This window comes from Edaphosphingomonas haloaromaticamans (genome assembly GCF_001853345.1).
Lineage (GTDB): Bacteria > Pseudomonadota > Alphaproteobacteria > Sphingomonadales > Sphingomonadaceae > Sphingomonas_E > Sphingomonas_E fennica.
In genome coordinates this window covers 4,133,227-4,149,831 of sequence record NZ_MIPT01000001.1, presented here as the reverse complement: position 1 = coordinate 4,149,831, position 16,605 = coordinate 4,133,227, and the positions used below count along the sequence as shown (strand labels likewise).

Annotated in this window: 19 protein-coding genes and 1 other RNA gene; 12 read left to right on the top strand and 8 right to left on the bottom strand. The window is 67.7% G+C overall.

The features are described 5' to 3' along the window. The first annotated feature begins 29 nt into the window (after positions 1–29). The 7 genes from BHE75_RS24205 (at position 30) to pnp (ending at position 5,606) form a co-directional block, all read left to right on the top strand. Positions 30–239, top strand: a complete 210-nt coding sequence (locus tag BHE75_RS24205) for a hypothetical protein (protein WP_139181776.1) — start codon at positions 30–32, stop codon at positions 237–239. Positions 240–249: 10 nt separating this feature from the next. Next, positions 250–831, top strand: coding sequence for a thymidine kinase (locus BHE75_RS19235; RefSeq protein ID WP_070934875.1), 582 nt, complete (start codon positions 250–252; stop codon positions 829–831). Beyond that, positions 824–1,384, top strand: a complete 561-nt coding sequence (locus tag BHE75_RS19230) for a GNAT family N-acetyltransferase (protein ID WP_070934873.1) — start codon at positions 824–826, stop codon at positions 1,382–1,384. Before BHE75_RS19235 ends, BHE75_RS19230 begins: the two co-directional genes overlap by 8 nt. A gap of 33 nt (positions 1,385–1,417) precedes the next feature. After that, entirely contained in the window at positions 1,418–1,855 is a 438-nt protein-coding gene (locus BHE75_RS19225) for a DUF6491 family protein (protein ID WP_015458259.1), read from the top strand. Between the two features lie 57 nt (positions 1,856–1,912). Continuing rightward, positions 1,913–2,809: a tRNA pseudouridine(55) synthase TruB gene (gene truB, locus BHE75_RS19220; RefSeq protein ID WP_070934871.1), complete on the top strand. Its 897-nt coding sequence runs from the start codon at positions 1,913–1,915 to the stop codon at positions 2,807–2,809. A gap of 5 nt (positions 2,810–2,814) precedes the next feature. Beyond that, a complete protein-coding gene (gene rpsO, locus BHE75_RS19215) occupies positions 2,815–3,084 on the top strand; it encodes a 30S ribosomal protein S15 (RefSeq protein WP_015458257.1) in 270 nt (89 codons plus the stop codon). A 197-nt stretch (positions 3,085–3,281) separates the two neighbouring features. Further along, positions 3,282–5,606 carry a polyribonucleotide nucleotidyltransferase gene (gene pnp, locus BHE75_RS19210; protein ID WP_070934870.1) on the top strand — a complete coding sequence of 775 codons (2,325 nt, stop codon included), beginning with the start codon at positions 3,282–3,284 and terminating at the stop codon, positions 5,604–5,606. Positions 5,607–5,694: 88 nt separating this feature from the next. On the opposite strand, the gene BHE75_RS19205 is transcribed toward pnp, so the two are convergent. The 3 genes from BHE75_RS19205 to mscL all read right to left on the bottom strand — a co-directional run bounded on the left by BHE75_RS19205 (position 5,695) and on the right by mscL (position 7,090). Continuing rightward, positions 5,695–5,967: a hypothetical protein gene (locus tag BHE75_RS19205; RefSeq protein ID WP_070936158.1), complete on the bottom strand. Its 273-nt coding sequence runs from the start codon at positions 5,965–5,967 to the stop codon at positions 5,695–5,697. 318 nt (positions 5,968–6,285) lie between these two features. Beyond that, positions 6,286–6,635: a transfer-messenger RNA gene (gene ssrA, locus BHE75_RS19200) on the bottom strand. A 35-nt stretch (positions 6,636–6,670) separates the two neighbouring features. Further along, a complete protein-coding gene (gene mscL / locus BHE75_RS19195) occupies positions 6,671–7,090 on the bottom strand; it encodes a large conductance mechanosensitive channel protein MscL (RefSeq protein ID WP_015458254.1) in 420 nt (139 codons plus the stop codon). A gap of 99 nt (positions 7,091–7,189) precedes the next feature. Between mscL and BHE75_RS19190 the strand changes: the two genes are divergently transcribed. The 4 genes from BHE75_RS19190 to purH all read left to right on the top strand — a co-directional run bounded on the left by BHE75_RS19190 (position 7,190) and on the right by purH (position 11,922). Continuing rightward, positions 7,190–7,825 (top strand): NUDIX hydrolase, encoded by a 636-nt coding sequence (locus BHE75_RS19190; protein WP_070934868.1) that lies wholly within the window; start codon positions 7,190–7,192, stop codon positions 7,823–7,825. A gap of 12 nt (positions 7,826–7,837) precedes the next feature. Further along, a complete protein-coding gene (gene rpe, locus BHE75_RS19185) occupies positions 7,838–8,500 on the top strand; it encodes a ribulose-phosphate 3-epimerase (protein WP_015458252.1) in 663 nt (220 codons plus the stop codon). Next, positions 8,497–10,242 carry a heparinase II/III family protein gene (locus BHE75_RS19180; RefSeq protein ID WP_070934866.1) on the top strand — a complete coding sequence of 582 codons (1,746 nt, stop codon included), beginning with the start codon at positions 8,497–8,499 and terminating at the stop codon, positions 10,240–10,242. The genes rpe and BHE75_RS19180 overlap by 4 nt, the downstream gene beginning before the upstream one ends. A 90-nt stretch (positions 10,243–10,332) precedes the next feature. Further along, positions 10,333–11,922: a bifunctional phosphoribosylaminoimidazolecarboxamide formyltransferase/IMP cyclohydrolase gene (gene purH / locus BHE75_RS19175; RefSeq protein WP_015458250.1), complete on the top strand. Its 1,590-nt coding sequence runs from the start codon at positions 10,333–10,335 to the stop codon at positions 11,920–11,922. A gap of 116 nt (positions 11,923–12,038) precedes the next feature. Here purH and BHE75_RS19170 read toward each other — a convergent pair whose 3' ends face one another. From BHE75_RS19170 to ychF, 3 genes are all read right to left on the bottom strand, one after another. After that, positions 12,039–12,470 carry an OsmC family protein gene (locus tag BHE75_RS19170; protein WP_070934864.1) on the bottom strand — a complete coding sequence of 144 codons (432 nt, stop codon included), beginning with the start codon at positions 12,468–12,470 and terminating at the stop codon, positions 12,039–12,041. An 81-nt stretch (positions 12,471–12,551) separates the two neighbouring features. Continuing rightward, positions 12,552–13,805 (bottom strand): ectonucleotide pyrophosphatase/phosphodiesterase, encoded by a 1,254-nt coding sequence (locus BHE75_RS19165; protein WP_070936156.1) that lies wholly within the window; start codon positions 13,803–13,805, stop codon positions 12,552–12,554. 86 nt (positions 13,806–13,891) lie between these two features. Continuing rightward, on the bottom strand, positions 13,892–14,992 hold the full coding sequence (ychF, locus tag BHE75_RS19160; protein ID WP_070934862.1) for a redox-regulated ATPase YchF: 1,101 nt from the start codon (positions 14,990–14,992) through the stop codon (positions 13,892–13,894). A 173-nt stretch (positions 14,993–15,165) separates the two neighbouring features. Here ychF and BHE75_RS19155 point away from each other — a divergent pair, with 173 nt between their 5' ends. Further along, positions 15,166–15,348 carry a hypothetical protein gene (locus tag BHE75_RS19155; protein WP_139181775.1) on the top strand — a complete coding sequence of 61 codons (183 nt, stop codon included), beginning with the start codon at positions 15,166–15,168 and terminating at the stop codon, positions 15,346–15,348. Positions 15,349–15,384: 36 nt separating this feature from the next. Here the strand turns inward: BHE75_RS19155 and BHE75_RS19150 are convergent, their stop codons facing one another. Next, the gene (locus tag BHE75_RS19150) at positions 15,385–15,987 is read right to left on the bottom strand and encodes a TIGR02466 family protein (protein ID WP_070934858.1); all 603 of its coding nucleotides are present in this window, start codon (positions 15,985–15,987) and stop codon (positions 15,385–15,387) included. Positions 15,988–15,997: 10 nt separating this feature from the next. After that, the gene (gene pth, locus BHE75_RS19145) at positions 15,998–16,570 is read right to left on the bottom strand and encodes an aminoacyl-tRNA hydrolase (RefSeq protein ID WP_070934856.1); all 573 of its coding nucleotides are present in this window, start codon (positions 16,568–16,570) and stop codon (positions 15,998–16,000) included. Positions 16,571–16,605: the final 35 nt, after the last annotated feature.

Sequence of the window (16,605 nt, the reverse complement as noted above, 5' to 3'; positions counted from 1 at the left end):
CCGGTCACTGCGCGCCGGCGGCCCAGCCGATGACCACGCCGGTCGCGGTGATGATGAGCCGGATGCGGCGCGCAAGCTCCAACAACATCATGTCCCTTGCCTCCCTGTTCTTCGTCCCCGCGCCCTTCTGCCATGGCGGAAGGATAAGGATGATGACGGCGGGGTTGCAGTTTTGCGACGGACGGGCCGGGGCGGGACAGACCATCTGGCCGGTTTCGCAGGGGCGTAAACCGCTTTAAGGGCAGCGCGATGGCCAAGCTCTATTTCTACTACGCCTCGATGAATGCGGGGAAATCCGCCACGCTGCTGCAGGCCGATTTCAACTATCGCGAGCGCGGCATGGAAACCATGCTGTTCACCGCCGCGATCGACGATCGCTATGCGCTGGGCCGGATCAGCTCGCGGATCGGGCTGGAGGCGGAAGCCTTCCCCTTCGATGTCGCGACCGACCTGCGCGGCGAGGTGGAAAGCGAGCTGGCGCGCCGCCCGCTCGCCTGCGTGCTGGTGGACGAGGCGCAGTTCCTGACTCGCGATCAGGTGTTCCAGCTCGCCTCGATCTGCGACGATCTGGGCATTCCCGTGCTGGCTTACGGCCTGCGCACCGATTTCCGGGCGGAGCTGTTCGAAGGCAGCGCCCATCTGCTCGCGCTGGCCGATGCGCTGGTGGAGATCAAGGCGATCTGCGAGTGCGGCGCCAAGGCGACGATGAACCTGCGCACCGACGCCATGGGCCGCGCGGTGCGCGAGGGCGCGCAGACCGAGATCGGCGGGAACGACCGTTATGTCGCGCTCTGCCGCCGCCACTTCATGGAAAGGATGCGCAATGGCTGACGCCGCCCGCCTGCTGGTTCCCCTCGTCGAGGGCGATGCGCGGCTGGTGCCGCTGGAGGAACGCCACCGCGAGGCGCTGCGCGCGGCCTGCGCGGCCGATGCGGACATCTGGGCGATCTACAACGTCTCCTACGATCCCGATCATTTCGATGCGAGCTTCGATGCGTTGATGGCCAATCCGGCGCGGCTGGGCTTCGCCATCCTGCAGGACGATGCGGTGATCGGCATGACCGCCTATCTGGGCGTCGACGCGGGCAAGGGCCTGCTGGAGATCGGCAACAGCTATATCGCGCCCGCCGCGCGCGGCACCGGCCTCAACGGCCGGATCAAGCGGCTGATGATCGATCATGCGATCGCCTGCGGCTTCCGCCGCATCGAATTCCGCATCGATGCGCGCAACGGCCGGTCGATGGCGGCGGTGGAGAAGCTGGGCGGGGTGAAGGAAGGCGTGCTGCGCCAGGAACGAATCACCTGGAACGGCCATTTGCGTGATACCGTCCTCTACTCGATCCTCGCGGACGAATGGCGCGCCCGTTTCACCGCCGGTTCATGACGGCCGCGATAAGCGGGGCGCCGGAGGAAGGATATGACACGGCATCCTTGCACCGTCGCCCTGCTCGCGCTGATGCTGGCGTCCCCCGCCATGGCGGGGCAGGCGCCCGATCCGGAGGCGGCGCCTGCCGCGCGTGAGGCTGCCATCCCGTTCCTGGGATCGGAATCGATCAACGATTATCGGGTGGAAGGGCGCGATACGCTCTACATCCAGGATATACGGGGCCGCTGGTATAAGGCCGAGCTGATGGGCAATTGCCTCGATCTCGATCTGGCGGAGGTGATCGGCTTCGACACCGGCGGCACGAGCAGCTTCGATCGCTTCTCCACCATCGTCGTCCGTGGCCGGCGCTGTCCGCTGAAGAGCCTCGTCGCCAGCCCGGCGCCCCCGCCGGCGCGCGGGAAGACCCATGCGCACCATCATGGCGGCAAGGCGCCGCAAAGCGATCCGCCCGAGGACGATCAGGGCTGACGGCGCCAACCGCATTTTCCGGTCCCCGCGCGCGGAAAATGGTCTAGACGCCCGCCGATGGACGGATGGATCATAATCGACAAGCCGGTGGGCATCGGCTCCACGCAGGTGGTATCGGCGGTGAAGCGGGTGCTGCGCCAGGGCGGCTATGGCAAGCACAAGGTCGGCCATGGCGGCACGCTCGATCCGCTTGCCTCCGGCGTGCTCCCCATCGCGGTGGGCGAGGCGACCAAGCTTTCGGGGCGGATGCTGGACGCCGACAAGGCCTATGACTTCACCATCGGCTTCGGCACGGAGACCGACACGCTGGATGCCGAGGGCAAGGCGATCGCCACCTCTGACGTCCGGCCGCCGCGCGCGGCGGTGGAGGCGGTGCTGCCGCGCTTCACCGGCCCGATCGATCAGGTGCCGCCCGCTTTCTCCGCGCTGAAGGTGGATGGCGCGCGGGCCTATGATCTGGCGCGCGCCGGCGAGGAGGTGGTGCTGAAATCCCGCGCCGTCACGATCCACGATCTCCGGCTTTCGGCATGGGACGGGACGGGCGCCACGCTCTCGGCGCGCGTCTCCAAGGGCACCTATATCCGCAGCCTCGCCCGCGATATCGCTTATGCCCTTGATACCGTTGGCCACGTCACCATGTTGCGGCGGACCAAGGCGGGGCCATTCACCCTGGATCAGGCGATTTCGCTGGACAAGCTGGAGGAATCCGCTAAGGGCCACGCGCTTGAAGACATACTCCTGCCATTGACGGCGGGGCTGGACGACATCCCGGCTCTCGCGGTCAGTCCCGATCAGGCAAGGGCGCTCCGCGAGGGGCGGAAGTTGATCGGGATCGCCAAGCACCAAGGCCTTCATCTGGCGGTATCGGGCCAAGTCCCCGTCGCCCTCGTGGAGGTTTCCGGCCCGGAGATACGGGTGGTGCGCGGCTTCAACATTCGCGATGTCGAAGGATGAATTGAATGACGATTACCGCTGCACGCAAGGCCGAGCTGATTGCCACCCACGCCCGTGGCGAAGGCGATACCGGCAGCCCCGAAGTCCAGGTCGCGATCCTTTCGGAGCGCATCGCCAACCTGACCGAGCACTTCAAGACCCACGCCAAGGACAACCATTCGCGTCGTGGTCTGCTGATGCTGGTCAACAAGCGTCGCAGCCTTCTCGACTACCTCAAGCGGGAAGATGCGGGCCGCTACGCGGACATCGTCGCCAAGCTCGGGCTTCGCAAGTGAGCTGAAGCCACTGACCGGAACGGCCCCCTCGCGGGGCCGTTTCTCGTTTCGGGGATCAGGATTTCGCCCCGGAACATCCTCCCGGATCCGGCATACGGCCGTGATCCGGTTTCGGGCAGGACGCCCGACCATGGGGCCGGATGCCGGCCCCGCTACAGGCCCCGCCGGCATAGGGCCGGCGGCAGGAAGGAAAAGAGATGTTCGACATCAAGAAGCAGGAAATCCAGTGGGGCGGCCAGACGCTCACTCTGGAAACGGGCCGTGTCGCCCGCCAGGCCGACGGCGCGGTGGTCGCGACCCTCGGCGAAACCGTTGTGCTCTGCGCCGTCACGGCTGCGCGCAGCGTGAAGGAAGGGCAGGATTTCTTCCCGCTCACCGTCCATTATCAGGAGAAGTATTTCTCGTCGGGCCGCATCCCCGGCGGCTTCTTCAAGCGTGAACGCGGCGCGACCGAGAAGGAGACGCTGGTCTCCCGCCTGATCGACCGCCCGGTCCGCCCGCTGTTCCCGGAAGGGTTCTACAACGAGATCAACGTCATCGCCCAGGTGCTGAGCTATGACGGCGAGAACGAGCCCGATATCCTGGCGATGATCGCCGCGTCGGCCGCGCTCACCCTTTCCGGCGTGCCCTTCATGGGCCCGATCGGCGCCGCCCGCGTCGGTTACAAGGATGGCGAATATATCCTGAACCCGACCGACGCGCAGGTCGCCGAGGGCGATCTGGACCTCGTCGTCGCCGGCACCCACGATGCGGTGATGATGGTCGAATCCGAAGCCAAGGAGCTTTCGGAAGACGTGATGCTCGGCGCCGTCATGTTCGGCCATCGCGAGATGCAGAAGGTGATCGACGCGATCATCGATCTCGCCGAAGCCGCCGCCAAGGACCCGTGGGAACTGGCCGCCCAGCCCGATACCAGCGCCATGAAGGCGAAGCTCAAGAAGCTCGTCGGTAAGGATATCGCGGCCGCCTACAAGCTGATCAACAAGTCCGATCGCTCGAACGCGCTCAACGCGGCGCGCGCCAAGGCCAAGGAAGCCTTCGCCGATGCGAGCCCGCAGGACCAGATGGTCGCTTCCAAGCTCGTCAAGAAGCTGGAGGCGGAGATCGTCCGCACCGCGATCCTCAAGGATGGCCGCCGCATCGACGGCCGCGACACGAAGACCGTCCGCCCGATCGTGGCGGAAGCGCACTTCCTGCCGCGCGCCCATGGCTCGGCGCTGTTCACCCGCGGCGAAACCCAGTCGATCTCGACCTGCACCCTGGGCACCAAGGATGCGGAGCAGATGATCGACGGGCTGAACGGCCTGCGCTACGAGCATTTCATGCTCCACTACAACTTCCCGCCTTATTCGGTGGGTGAGGTGGGCCGCTTCGGCGCGCCGGGCCGTCGCGAAGTCGGCCATGGCAAGCTGGCGTGGCGCGCGCTGCACGGCGTGCTGCCGACCAAGGAGGAATTCCCCTACACGATCCGCCTGACGTCCGACATCACCGAGTCCAACGGCTCGTCGTCGATGGCCACCGTCTGCGGCGGATCGCTGGCGCTGATGGATGCCGGCGTGCCGATCAAGCGCCCGGTGTCCGGCATCGCCATGGGCCTGATCCTGGAAGGCAAGGACTTCGCCGTCCTGTCCGACATCCTGGGTGACGAGGATCATCTGGGCGACATGGACTTCAAGGTGGCCGGCACGTCCGAGGGCATCACCAGCCTGCAGATGGACATCAAGATCGCCGGCATCACCGAGGAGATCATGAAGGTCGCGCTCCACCAGGCGAGCGACGGCCGCGCCCACATCCTGGGCGAGATGGCGAAGGCGCTGGATCACACCCGCACCGAGCTTTCGGCCCATGCCCCGCGCATCGAGACGATGACCGTGCCGAAGGAAAAGATCCGCGACGTGATCGGCACCGGCGGCAAGGTGATCCGCGAGATCGTCGCCCAGACCGGCGCGAAGGTCGACATCGAGGATGACGGCACCGTCAAGATCAGCTCGTCCGACCTCGACAAGATCGAGGCCGCGAAGAACTGGATCATCGGCATCGTCGCCGAGCCGGAAGTGGGCAAGGTCTACACCGGCAAGGTGGTGAACCTCGTCGATTTCGGTGCTTTCGTGAACTTCATGGGCGGCCGCGACGGCCTGGTCCACGTCTCGGAAATCAAGAACGAGCGCGTGGCCAAGGTGTCGGACGTCCTGTCCGAAGGCCAGGAAGTGAAGGTCAAGGTGCTGGAAGTCGACCAGCGCGGCAAGGTGCGCCTGTCGATGCGCGTCGTCGATCAGGAAACCGGCGCCGAGCTGGAAGATACCCGCCCCGCGCGCGAGCCGCGCGAAGGCGGCGATCGCGGTCCGCGTGGCGACCGGGGTGATCGCGGCGATCGGGGTGATCGTGGCGACCGCCGCCGCGAGGGTGGCGATCGCGGCCCGCGCCGTGATCGCGGCGATCGCGGTCCGCGCCGCGAGCGGGACAATGATGACGGCCCCGCGCCGGAATTCGCGCCCGCTTTCCTGAAGCGCGACGACGACTGATCCACTTTCCCGGATCGGAATATGGAAAAGGGGGCCATCGGCCCCCTTTTCTGTTTCCGCCGGTCCGTTCCCGGAATTGCGGGGAAGGTTACAGCCCGTTGTGGGTGGCGGCCGCGTTCACATCGGCCGCGTCGATCGCGTCGGCCCGGTTATCGCCTTCCCGGCGAAGCGTGTCGGCCTGATCCTCGATGGCATCGGCCTGCGCGTCGTTGGTGGTGTTGTCCGCGATCGCATCGAGCTGGTCGGCCTGGTTGTCATAGGCCTGCTCGACATTGGCGGCCAACGAGTCATCGCCCTTGCCACCGCAGGCGGCAAGCGCGGCGAAAGCCGCGATGGCGGTGAGCTTGATCATGCGATTCATGCAAATCCCCTGCTTCGTCCCAGCGCGATTCCGGTTGCGCCTCCTGCAACGCGCAATCGCGACACCAAAAGTCCGAACGGGGCCGTCGGCCGCCGTTCGTTTCGCCGCGGCATCGTTGCGCGACGAAAGGATGTAAGCGTTGAAAGCGCGCGCAGTTCCCAGAATCGCGACGAAGCGTTGCGGAAAGCCGGATGGGGCGTTGACGAGCGCCAGCGAAAGCGCCGGGAGAGCCGCTGAAATATAAAGGGGAATCGGCGCGAGGAATGCCGCCGGATGGGAAGTGGGGAGCTTCTGTTGCCCGGCGCTCCCCGTGCCGCTGGATTCCGCTTCTGTTGCCCGGTGCGGACCGAACCGCGCTAAAGCTTTGTAACTTCGTCCGTGAGGACTAGGTTACGCGGCAATCGCGAGCGCCTCGTTGTCGTTGGCACTTGTAGGTTTGAACGGTTTTACGGCGCATTCAGGCCGGGCAAAAACATCGTCTTTGAACACACGTCGATCCTAGTTCGGCCCCGTCAGGAGCCCCTTGCCGGATCGGCGAGGGGTTTCTGGTGGAGCCGCCGGGTACCGCCCCCGGGTCCGCTGCATCTATTCCACGACATCATTTATCGCCATAGCCGGGCGAACCCGGCACCACCCATATAGTGCGGCGCGATGGCGTTGAGAAGGCCCGGCGGGCGGCAGGACTGGATTGTGCCGGCAGGCTTCAGGGCCGCTTCTTCAGCTCGTCGCGGATCTCCTTCAGCACCGCCACGTCGGGCGTGTCGGCGGGGCCTTCCAGCGGGATGGCGCGGTTCACGGCGCGCACGATCAGGAAGATGATGAAGGCGACGATCAGGAAATTGACGGCGACGGTGATGAACTCGCCATAGCCGAGCAGCGGCACGCCAGCCTTCTTGAGATCGGCATAGCTGTTGGCCGATCCGGCGAAATTGGCGGGAATCTCACCAAGGCGGATGAAATAGCCCGAAAAATCGAGCCCGCCGAAGAGCTTGCCGACGACCGGCATGATGATGTCGTCGGTCAGCGACGATACGATCTTGCTGAACGCGGCACCGATGATCACCGCGACCGCGAGGTCGAGCACGTTTCCGCGATTGATGAATGCCTTGAATTCCTTGAGCATGAACCCGTCTCCCTGCTGGTCGATCGACTTTCCCGTTTCGGTGCCGTCATGGCAAGGCCGCCGTTGCGACGGCATGGCCGCTCGCCTAACGATCGAAGCATGAATCACGATCCTGTCCAAAAACATTCTGCTGCCGGACATCCGCTGCCGGACGATGCCGATCAGCCCGCGGAAATCCTGTGGCAGGGCCGCTTCATCGAGGCGCGCCGCAAGGGAAAATGGGAATATGTCGGCCGCGCGCGGGGCATCGGCGCCGCGGTGATCCTGGCCGTGGACGACGGCCATGTGCTGCTGGTGGAGCAATATCGCGTGCCGCTGGGCGCGCCCTGCCTCGAACTGCCCGCCGGGCTGGTGGGTGACGATGTGGCCGGCGAGCCGATCGAGGCCGCCGCCGGGCGGGAACTGGAGGAGGAGACGGGCTATCGCGCCGGCCGGCTGGAGAATGCGGGCTGCTTCGCCGCCTCGCCGGGCATGGTTTCCGAAACCTTCACCCTGATTGTCGCGCGCGATCTGGTGCGCGTCGGCCCCGGCGGCGGGGTGGAGGGCGAGAATATCGTCGTCCACCGCGTGCCGCTGGACGAGGTCGCGGATTTCGTGAACGAACGCCGCCGCGCGGGGGTGATGATGGACGTGAAGCTGCTGTTGCTGCTTGGCGCCGGGCTGATCGGGTCAACCTTGCCGGATGGGCGGCAGGCGCCAGCGACGCCGCTTGCCCCGATGCTCCGGGGTCATTAAGCGAATATGCCCATGACCGCGCCTGTCCGTATCGCTCCGTCCATCCTGTCCGCCGACTTCGCGAAGCTTGGCGAGGAGGTCCGCGCCATTGACGCGGCCGGGGCGGACTGGATCCATGTCGACGTGATGGACGGGCATTTCGTGCCCAACATCACCATCGGCCCGGCGGTGGTGAAGGCGCTGCGCCCCCATTCGGCCAAGCCGTTCGACGTCCACCTGATGATCTCTCCGGTCGATGCCTATCTGGATGCCTTTGCCGAGGCGGGCGCCGATATCATCACCGTCCATCCCGAAGCCGGCCCGCACACGCACCGCACCGTCCAGCGGATCAAGGCGCTCGGCAAGAAAGCGGGCGTTTCGCTCAATCCCGCGACGCCGGCCAAGATGCTCGATTATCTGCTGGAGGAGATCGATCTCGTCCTGGTGATGAGCGTCAATCCCGGCTTCGGCGGGCAGAGCTTCATTTCCAGCCAGCTCCGCAAGATCGAGGCGATCCGCAAGATGATCGACAAGCTGGGCAAGCCGATCGACCTGGAGGTGGACGGCGGCATCGACGTCGGCACCATCCGGTCGGCGCGCGATGCTGGGGCCGATGTCTTCGTGGCCGGCACCGCCACCTTCCGGGGCGGGCCATCGGCCTACGCCTCCAACATCGCGGCGCTGAAGGCGGCGTGAGCAGGGCCGGCCCGATCGATCCGCCCGCGATCGACGGGCAGGACGGGATCGAACCCGGCAAGCGGCTGATCCGCGTGGCCGGTGATCAGGGGCTTTCCTTGGCAGAACGTCTCGCAAATCGCCTGCACAAGCTGGCGTGGCGCACGCCGCTCCACGCGCTCCGCCTGCGCGGCCGCTATCCGCTGAAGCTGCTGGCCGTGCCCGCCGATCCGATCGTGGGCGATGCCCATGCGGGCCAGGCGATCCTGGAAGGCGGCATCCTCCATCGCGGCGAGGCGATCGCGCTCGCCTCGCTCGATTTCTCCAACCTTGGCGTGTCGGCCGATTTCGCCGATCACATCCACAGCTTCGCCTGGCTGCGCGATCTGGCCGCCGCCGCCCCGCGCGAACGCGGCGCGCCGGTTGCGGAGCAGTTGCTGAAGCAGTGGCTGGCCGCCTTCGGCAACCATGTCGCCGAGCCCGCCTGGCGCGCGGACCTGTGGGGGCGGCGCATCCTGTTCTGGGCGTCCTACGCGCCCTTCATCCTTTCCAGCGGCGATCTGGTCTATCGATCGGCGGTGCTGAACAGCCTGGCGCGCGGCGCCCGCCACCTCGATCGCGGGGCGGACAAGGCGCCGCAGGGGCCGGCGCGGATCGCCGCCTGGTGCGGCGTCGTCGCGGCGGGCCTCCTCATTCCCGGCGGCGAGCAGCGGCTCGCGCATGGCGAGGCGGGGCTGGGCCGCGCGCTGGCGCAGGCGCTCTATGGCGACGGCGGCCTCGCCAACCGCTCGCCGGTCGCCCAGCTCGAACTGATCGAGCTGCTTTCCCACCTGCGCAGCGTCTATCTCGCCCGCAGGCGGGATGTATCGCCTCTGGTGGAGGATGCGCTGGCACGCGCGGTGCCGGCGCTGCTCGGCGTCGTCATGGGCGATGGCGCGCTTTCCAGCTGGCAGGGCGGCGCCCCCGTTTCCGCCGAGCGCATTTCCGCCGCGGTCGAAGCCTCCACGGTGCGTGCCCGCCCGCTTCGCCAGGCGCGCGACTGGGGCTATCAGCGGCTCGCCTGCGGCCAGGCGGTGGTGGTGATCGATGCCGCGCCGCCGCCGGTGTCGCGGCTGGCGCAGGGCGGCTGCGCCTCCACGCTGGGCTTCGAATTTTCCGATGCCGGCCAGCGGCTGATCGTCAATTGCGGCGGCGGCCGGGGCGGCCAGCGCCTGCCGGATGCGCTGGCCGAGGCGCTGCGGTCCACCGCCGCCCATTCCACGCTGGTGATGGCGGACAGCAATTCCACCGCCATCCACGCCGATGGCTCGCTGGGACGCGGGGTCGGCGAGGTGGAGCTCGACCGGCAGGAGAATGACGGCGGCAGCCGGGTGGAGGCCAGCCATGACGGCTATGTCCGCCGCTTCGGCTTCGTCCACCAGCGCCAGCTTGCGCTGGCCGCCGACGGGCGCGAATTGCGCGGCGAGGACGTGCTGCTGCCCGCCGGCCGGCGGCGGCGCGGGGCGGCCGCCCATTTCGCCGTCCGCTTCCACCTCGCGCCGGGGATAGAGGTGACGCAGACGGCCGATGGCCTCGGCGCCCTGCTGCGGGTGGGCGATGGCCGCCCGTGGCAATTCCGCTGCCGGGGCGGCACGCTGACGCTGGAGGAGAGCCTGTGGATCGATCCCACCGGCCAGCCCTGCCCGACGCACCAGCTGGTGATCGAAGGGCAGGCCGCCGCCGGCGGCTCCACGGTGAGCTGGCAGTTCAAGCGCGCGGGCTGATTCAGCCCCGCCGGGGCAAGACTCGGGTGGAATCGCGGGCGCCATTGCCGTAACGGGTGCGCCAAATTCCCCATCAGGATTCTTGGCCCCATGACCGACGTGAAGATCACCCGCGCCCTCCTATCCGTATCGGACAAGACCGGCCTCGCCGATCTGGGCCGCGCGCTCGCCCGCCACGGCGTGGAGCTGGTTTCGACCGGCGGCACCGCCAAGGCGCTGCGCGAGGCGGGGCTGGAGGTGCGCGACATTTCCGACCTCACCGGCTTCCCGGAGATGATGGACGGCCGCGTCAAGACGCTGCACCCCAAGGTCCATGGCGGCCTGCTGGCGGTGCGCGACGATGCCGCGCACATGGCCGCCGCCGCCGACCATGCGATCGGCATGATCGATCTGGTCGTCGTCAACCTCTACCCCTTCGCGCAGACCGTGGCGAAGGGCGCGGAACGCGACGAGGTGATCGAGAATATCGATATCGGCGGCCCGTCCATGGTCCGTTCGGCGGCCAAGAACCATGCCTTCGTCGCGATCGTCACCGATCCGGCCGATTATGGCGCGCTGATCGCCGAGATGGACGAGAAGGCCGGCGCCACCTCCTTCGCGCTGCGCCGCCGCCTCGCCGCGACCGCCTTCGCCGCGACCGCCAATTATGACGCGACGATCGCCTCCTGGTTCGCCTTCGCCGATCTGGGCGAATCCTTCCCGCAGGCGCTGTCGGTGCCGCTGAAGAAGGGCGCGGAGCTGCGCTATGGCGAGAATCCGCACCAGTCGGCGGCGCTCTACCTCCCCACCGGCCCGTCCGCGCGCGGCATCGCCCAGGCCGAGCAGGTGCAGGGCAAGGAGCTGAGCTACAACAATTACAACGATGCCGATGCCGCGCTGGAGCTGGTGAGCGAATTCCGCGACGGCCCGCCGACCGTGGTGATCGTGAAGCATGCCAATCCCTGCGGCGTCGCATCGGCCGATACGCTGATCGAGGCCTATGAAGCCGCGCTCGCCTGCGACAGCGTGTCCGCCTTCGGCGGCATCATCGCCGTCAACCGCCCGCTGGACGGTCCGACGGCGGAGGCGATTTCCGGCATCTTCACCGAAGTGGTGGCCGCGCCCGCCGCCGACGAGGCCGCCCGCGCCGTCTTCGCCAGGAAGAAGAATCTCCGCCTGCTCATCACCGGCGAGCTGCCCGATCCCGCGCGCCCCGGCCTGACGATGAAGTCGATCGCGGGCGGCATGCTCGTCCAGTCGCGCGACAATGGCCGCGTGACGCGCGACATGCTGAAGGTGGTGACCAAGCGCCAGCCGACCGCGCAGGAGCTGGAGGATTGCCTGTTCGCCTGGACGGTGGCCAAGCATGTGAAGTCGAACGCGATCGTCTATGCCAAGGGCGGCTCCACCGCCGGTGTTGGCGCGGGCCAGATGAACCGCCTCGAATCCGCGCGCATCGCCGCGTGGAAGGCCAGGGACGCGGCCGAGAAGGCCGGCTGGGCGGAACCGCGCACCATCGGCTCGGCCGTCGCCTCCGACGCTTTCTTCCCCTTCGCCGATGGCCTGCTGGCGGCGGTGGAGGCGGGCGCCACCGCCGTGATCCAGCCGGGTGGATCGATCCGCGACGCGGAGGTGATCGCGGCGGCCGACGAAGCCGGCCTCGCCATGGTCTTCACCGGCATGCGCCACTTCCGCCACTGAGGCCGGTTCAGGTCAGGCGGAAGCGCCTGACCTGACAGCCGCATCGTCGCGAGCGCAGTCGAGGGGGGCACCACCGCGAGCGGCGCGCCATCCCGACTCCGCCCGGCGATCCGGGATCACCCCTCCAGCGTCGCCTCCAGGCTGATATCCGCCTTCAGCAGCTTGGAGACCGGGCAATTGGCCTTGGCGGCGGCGGCGAGCTCCTGGAACTGCGCGTCGCTGGCGCCGGGAATCTTCGCCTTGAGCGTCAGCGCGCTCGCCGTGATGGCGAAGCCCTGATCCTGCTTCTCCAGCGTCACCTTGGCGCTGGTCTCCATCTTCTCGGCCGTCAGCCCGGCCTCGCCCAGGATCAGCGACAGCGCCATGGTGAAGCAGGCGGCGTGGGCGGCGCCGATCAGCTCCTCCGGATTCGATCCCTTCTGCCCTTCGAAGCGGGAGGCGAAACCATAGGGATAGGCATCCAGCGCGCCGCTTTCGGTGCTGATCGCGCCGCGCCCGTCCTTCAATCCGCCCGACCAGGCGGCCGAACCCTGCCTTACGATCTTCATCGCTTGTCTCCTCGCATCGATCGATGGAGGCGGCATCATGCGGGCGATGCGTTACGGAGGAAAGTCCCCCCGGAAGGGACGTCAGCGCCCGGCCACGATCCCGGCCAGCGTCGCGGGATCGCCGTCCGTCTCGCGCGGGCGGATGCCGGCGAGGCGGGCGAGAAGGGGATAGACATCGACATTGTCGAAAACGGGCAGCGTGCCGCGCCCGCCGATGCCGGGGCCTGCGGCGATGAAGGTGGCGCGCATGTCCGGCGCGTCATTGTCATAGCCGTGATTGCCGCCCTTGGCCGGCCATGCGGGCTGGGCGGCGAAGATCAGCCAGCCCGGATCGGCCAGGCACAGATAGGCCGGCACGCGCGGATTGGCGCCGAAGTGGAAACGGGCCGGAATCTCCGATTTCCGCCAGCATTGCATATGATCGTGGGGCTTCAGCAGTTCGCCCGCCAACCGGGCGTCGCTGCCGGCCACCGGATCGATCGCGGCATAGGGGCCGTCCGCCACCAGCCGGATCGTGGCGGGATCGACGATGCGGTCGATGCGGATCACCCGGTCGTCGCTGGTCGCGGCCATGCCGTGATCGGAAACCACGACGATATTGGCCGGCTGGCCGATAGCGGCGAGATTGGCCACGAGATCGCCGATCCGCCGGTCCACCTCGGCGATCGCCCCGTCGGTCTCCGCCGCCGCCGGCCCATATGCGTGGCCGGTGGTGTCGACCGTGTCGAAATAGAGCGTCAGCAGGCGCGGCCGCTTCGCCGCCGGGCGGCGCAGCCAGTCGATCACCGCATCCACCCGCTGGCTGTTGGGGATATTCTCGTCATAGCGCCACCAGTCGTCCGGCCGGCGGCCGTGAATGGCCACTTCCGATCCCGGCCAGAACAGGGTGGCGGTGCGCACGCCCTGCGCGCCGGCCGTCACCCAGATCGGCTCGGCCTCGTCCCACCAGAAGGGATCGAGCGCCTGCTTGGCGTCGCCCAGCGTGAAGGTCACGCCCGGCCGGCGCGGGTCTTCCATTTTGTTGCCGACGATGCCGTTGCGATCGGGGCGCAGCCCGGTGACGATCGCATAATGGTTGGGGAAGGTCTTGGACGGGAAGGACGGCCGCATCGCCGCCTTCACCCCGCCCGCCGCGAGCGCGTTCAGATTCGGGGTCAGCCCGCGATCGAGATAGTCCGGCCGGAACCCGTCGATCGAAACCAGGATGGTGACGGGCGCTTGTTCCTCGATCGCGGCGGCAACCGGCGCCGGCCCGGCCGCGACATGGGCGCAGGCCGAAAGCAGGCCGAAGGCGAGGGAGGCGGCGAGGGCGGGCAGGAAACGAACGGATTTCATGGACATGGGCTGGGCTGTGACGCGTCAATGCGACGCGATGATGACGGCGCCGGCGGCCGCCATCATCGCGATATGCCCGTTCGGGATCAGACGTTGAAGCGGAACAGCATGATATCGCCGTCCTGCACTACATATTCCTTGCCTTCGGAACGGAGCTTGCCGGCCTCGCGGGCGCCGGCCTCGCCCTTGTAGGCGACGTAATCGGCATAGGCGATGGTTTCGGCGCGGATGAAGCCGCGTTCGAAATCGGTGTGGATCACGCCGGCCGCCTGCGGGGCCTTGGCGCCCTTCTCCACGGTCCAGGCACGGGTTTCCTTGGGGCCGGCGGTGAAGAAGGTGATGAGGTGGAGCAGATCGTAGCCCGCGCGGATCACGCGGGCGAGGCCGGTTTCCTGGAGGCCGAGGTCGGACAGGAAATCGGCCCGGTCGGCGGGGTCGAGGCCGACGATCTCCGCCTCGATCGCGGCGGATACGATCACCGCCCTGGCGCCTTCGGCGGCCGCCTTCTCGAACACGCGGGCGGAATGCGCGTTGCCGTTGGCGGCGGATGCTTCCTCGACATTGCAGACGTAGAGCACGGGTTTGGCGGTCAGCAGCTGCGCGGTCTCGAAGATGCGCTTCTCATCCTCGTCCTTCGGCTCGGTCAGCCGCGCGGGCTTGCCGTCGCGCAGCAGGTCCAGCGCCTGGCCCAGCACCGAGGCCGCGGCCTTGGCTTCCTTGTCGCCCTGCGCGGCCTTCTTGGCGAAGGCGGGCACCCGCTTTTCCAGCGATTCGAGATCGGCGAGCATCAGCTCGGTCTCGACCGTCTCGGCATCGGCGATGGGATCGACCTTGCCTTCGACATGGGTGATGTCCCCATCCTCGAAGCAGCGCAGCACATGGACGATGGCGTCCACCTCGCGGATATTGGCGAGGAACTGGTTGCCCAGCCCTTCGCCCTTGGATGCGCCGCGCACCAGGCCGGCAATGTCGACGAAGGCGAGCTGCGTCTCCAGGATCTTGGCCGATCCGGCGATCCTGGCGATTTCCGCCATGCGCGGATCGGGCACGGCGACCTGGCCGACATTGGGCTCGATCGTGCAGAACGGATAATTGGCCGCCTGCGCCGCCGCCGTCTCGGTCAGCGCGTTGAACAGGGTGGACTTGCCGACGTTCGGGAGGCCGACGATGCCGCAGCGGAAACCCATGGAGATACCTTGTGTCTTGGAAGGGGCCGGGATCGGCCCGAGGATCGCGACAGCCGATAGGCGGTTCGCGGCGCGAAATCCAGCTTCCGTCACCGTTCGCCGCATCGCCGGAACGGGCCGGACCCTGTTTCGTTGGTCGTCCGAGGGGCGTTCCAGCCATGCAGGAGCATGAAATGGGTGAAAGCAGGAAGCCGGCCAGCGCCGAAGAGGAACTGATCGAGGAACGGGTGGAAGCGGAACGCGCCGCCATCCGCCGCAGGACCGGGGCTGGCGCCGTGGACGGCGGCGAGGCCAGCCATGAAGGCGGCGCCGGCGCCCAGGGCGGGGCCACCGATTTCGGCAATCCCCGGCGCTAGCCTCGCGCGCCCGCCAGGGCCGGCGGCGATCGGCGCTCAGCGATAGTTGAAGCTGATGCTGATCCGGTCGGGCTTGCCGTCGCCGGCCAGCACCTCGTGCCGCAACCAGCTTTCCCAGAGGAAGATGGTGCCCGGCGCGGGGACGGCGCGCACGAAGGTGTGCAGATCCTCGGGCGCATCGGCCGTGCGCTGCGGGGCGGCCATCATCATCGGCAGGCGCGGGTCTTCCAGCTTCAGCGCGCCCGCGCCGGGCGGGATGGCGATATAGACGGTGCCGGAAACCACGCTGTGCGGGTGGATATGGCCCGAATGCATGCCGCCGGGCTTCAGCAGGTTCACCCACAGGCTGTCCAGCTTCAGCTTGCGCCCGCCGAGATCGAAGGCGCAATCCAGGGCGAAGCGGGCGACGTGGCGATTGAGGATGCGCACCAGATCGGCGAAGCGCGGATCGCGCAGCGGCAGATCGGCGAGCGAGGCGTAGCTCGTATAGCCGCGATAGCCATGCTCGCGGGACCAGCGGCGCCCCGCCGCATCCTCCGCCGCCAGCGCGCGCACGGCATCCTCCAGCTCGGCGACGAGCGCGTCGTCGCCGATATTGTCCTCGTAGAAGCGGGTCGCGAACAGCGAACGGCTGGGCATCGATATTTCCTCACTCCTGCTGGCGCAGCGCGATCTCGCTCATGAAGCGGGCGTCGTCGCCATCGGCCAGCCAGCGCGCCTCGCCGGCGATGGCGCCCAGCATCCCGGCCAGGTCGTCCATCTCGGCCTTGGCATAATTGCCCAGCACATGGCCCGTCACCCGATCCTTGTGGCCGGGGTGGCCGATGCCGATGCGCACGCGGCGGAAGGGGTTGCCGATATGCGCCTCGGTCGATCGCAGGCCGTTATGCCCGGCGGTGCCGCCGCCGGTCTTCACCTTCACCTTGAAGGGCGCGAGGTCGAGCTCGTCATGGAATACGGTGACGTCGCCGGTGTCCAGCTTGTAGAAGCGCATCGCCTCGCCCACGGCGCGGCCGCTTTCGTTCATGAAGGTGGCGGGCTTCAGCAGCAGGATCTTGTGCGATCCGATCCGCCCTTCGCGCACCCAGCCCTGGAAGCCCTTTTTTTCCGGGCCGAAGCCGTGGGTTTCGGCGATGGCGTCCGCCGCCATGAAGCCCACATTGTGGCGATGCATCGCATATTGCGCGCCGGGATTGCCCAGGCCGACCCATAATTGTGGCATCAGTGGAATTCCGCGATCGTCGGCCGCGCGGGGCG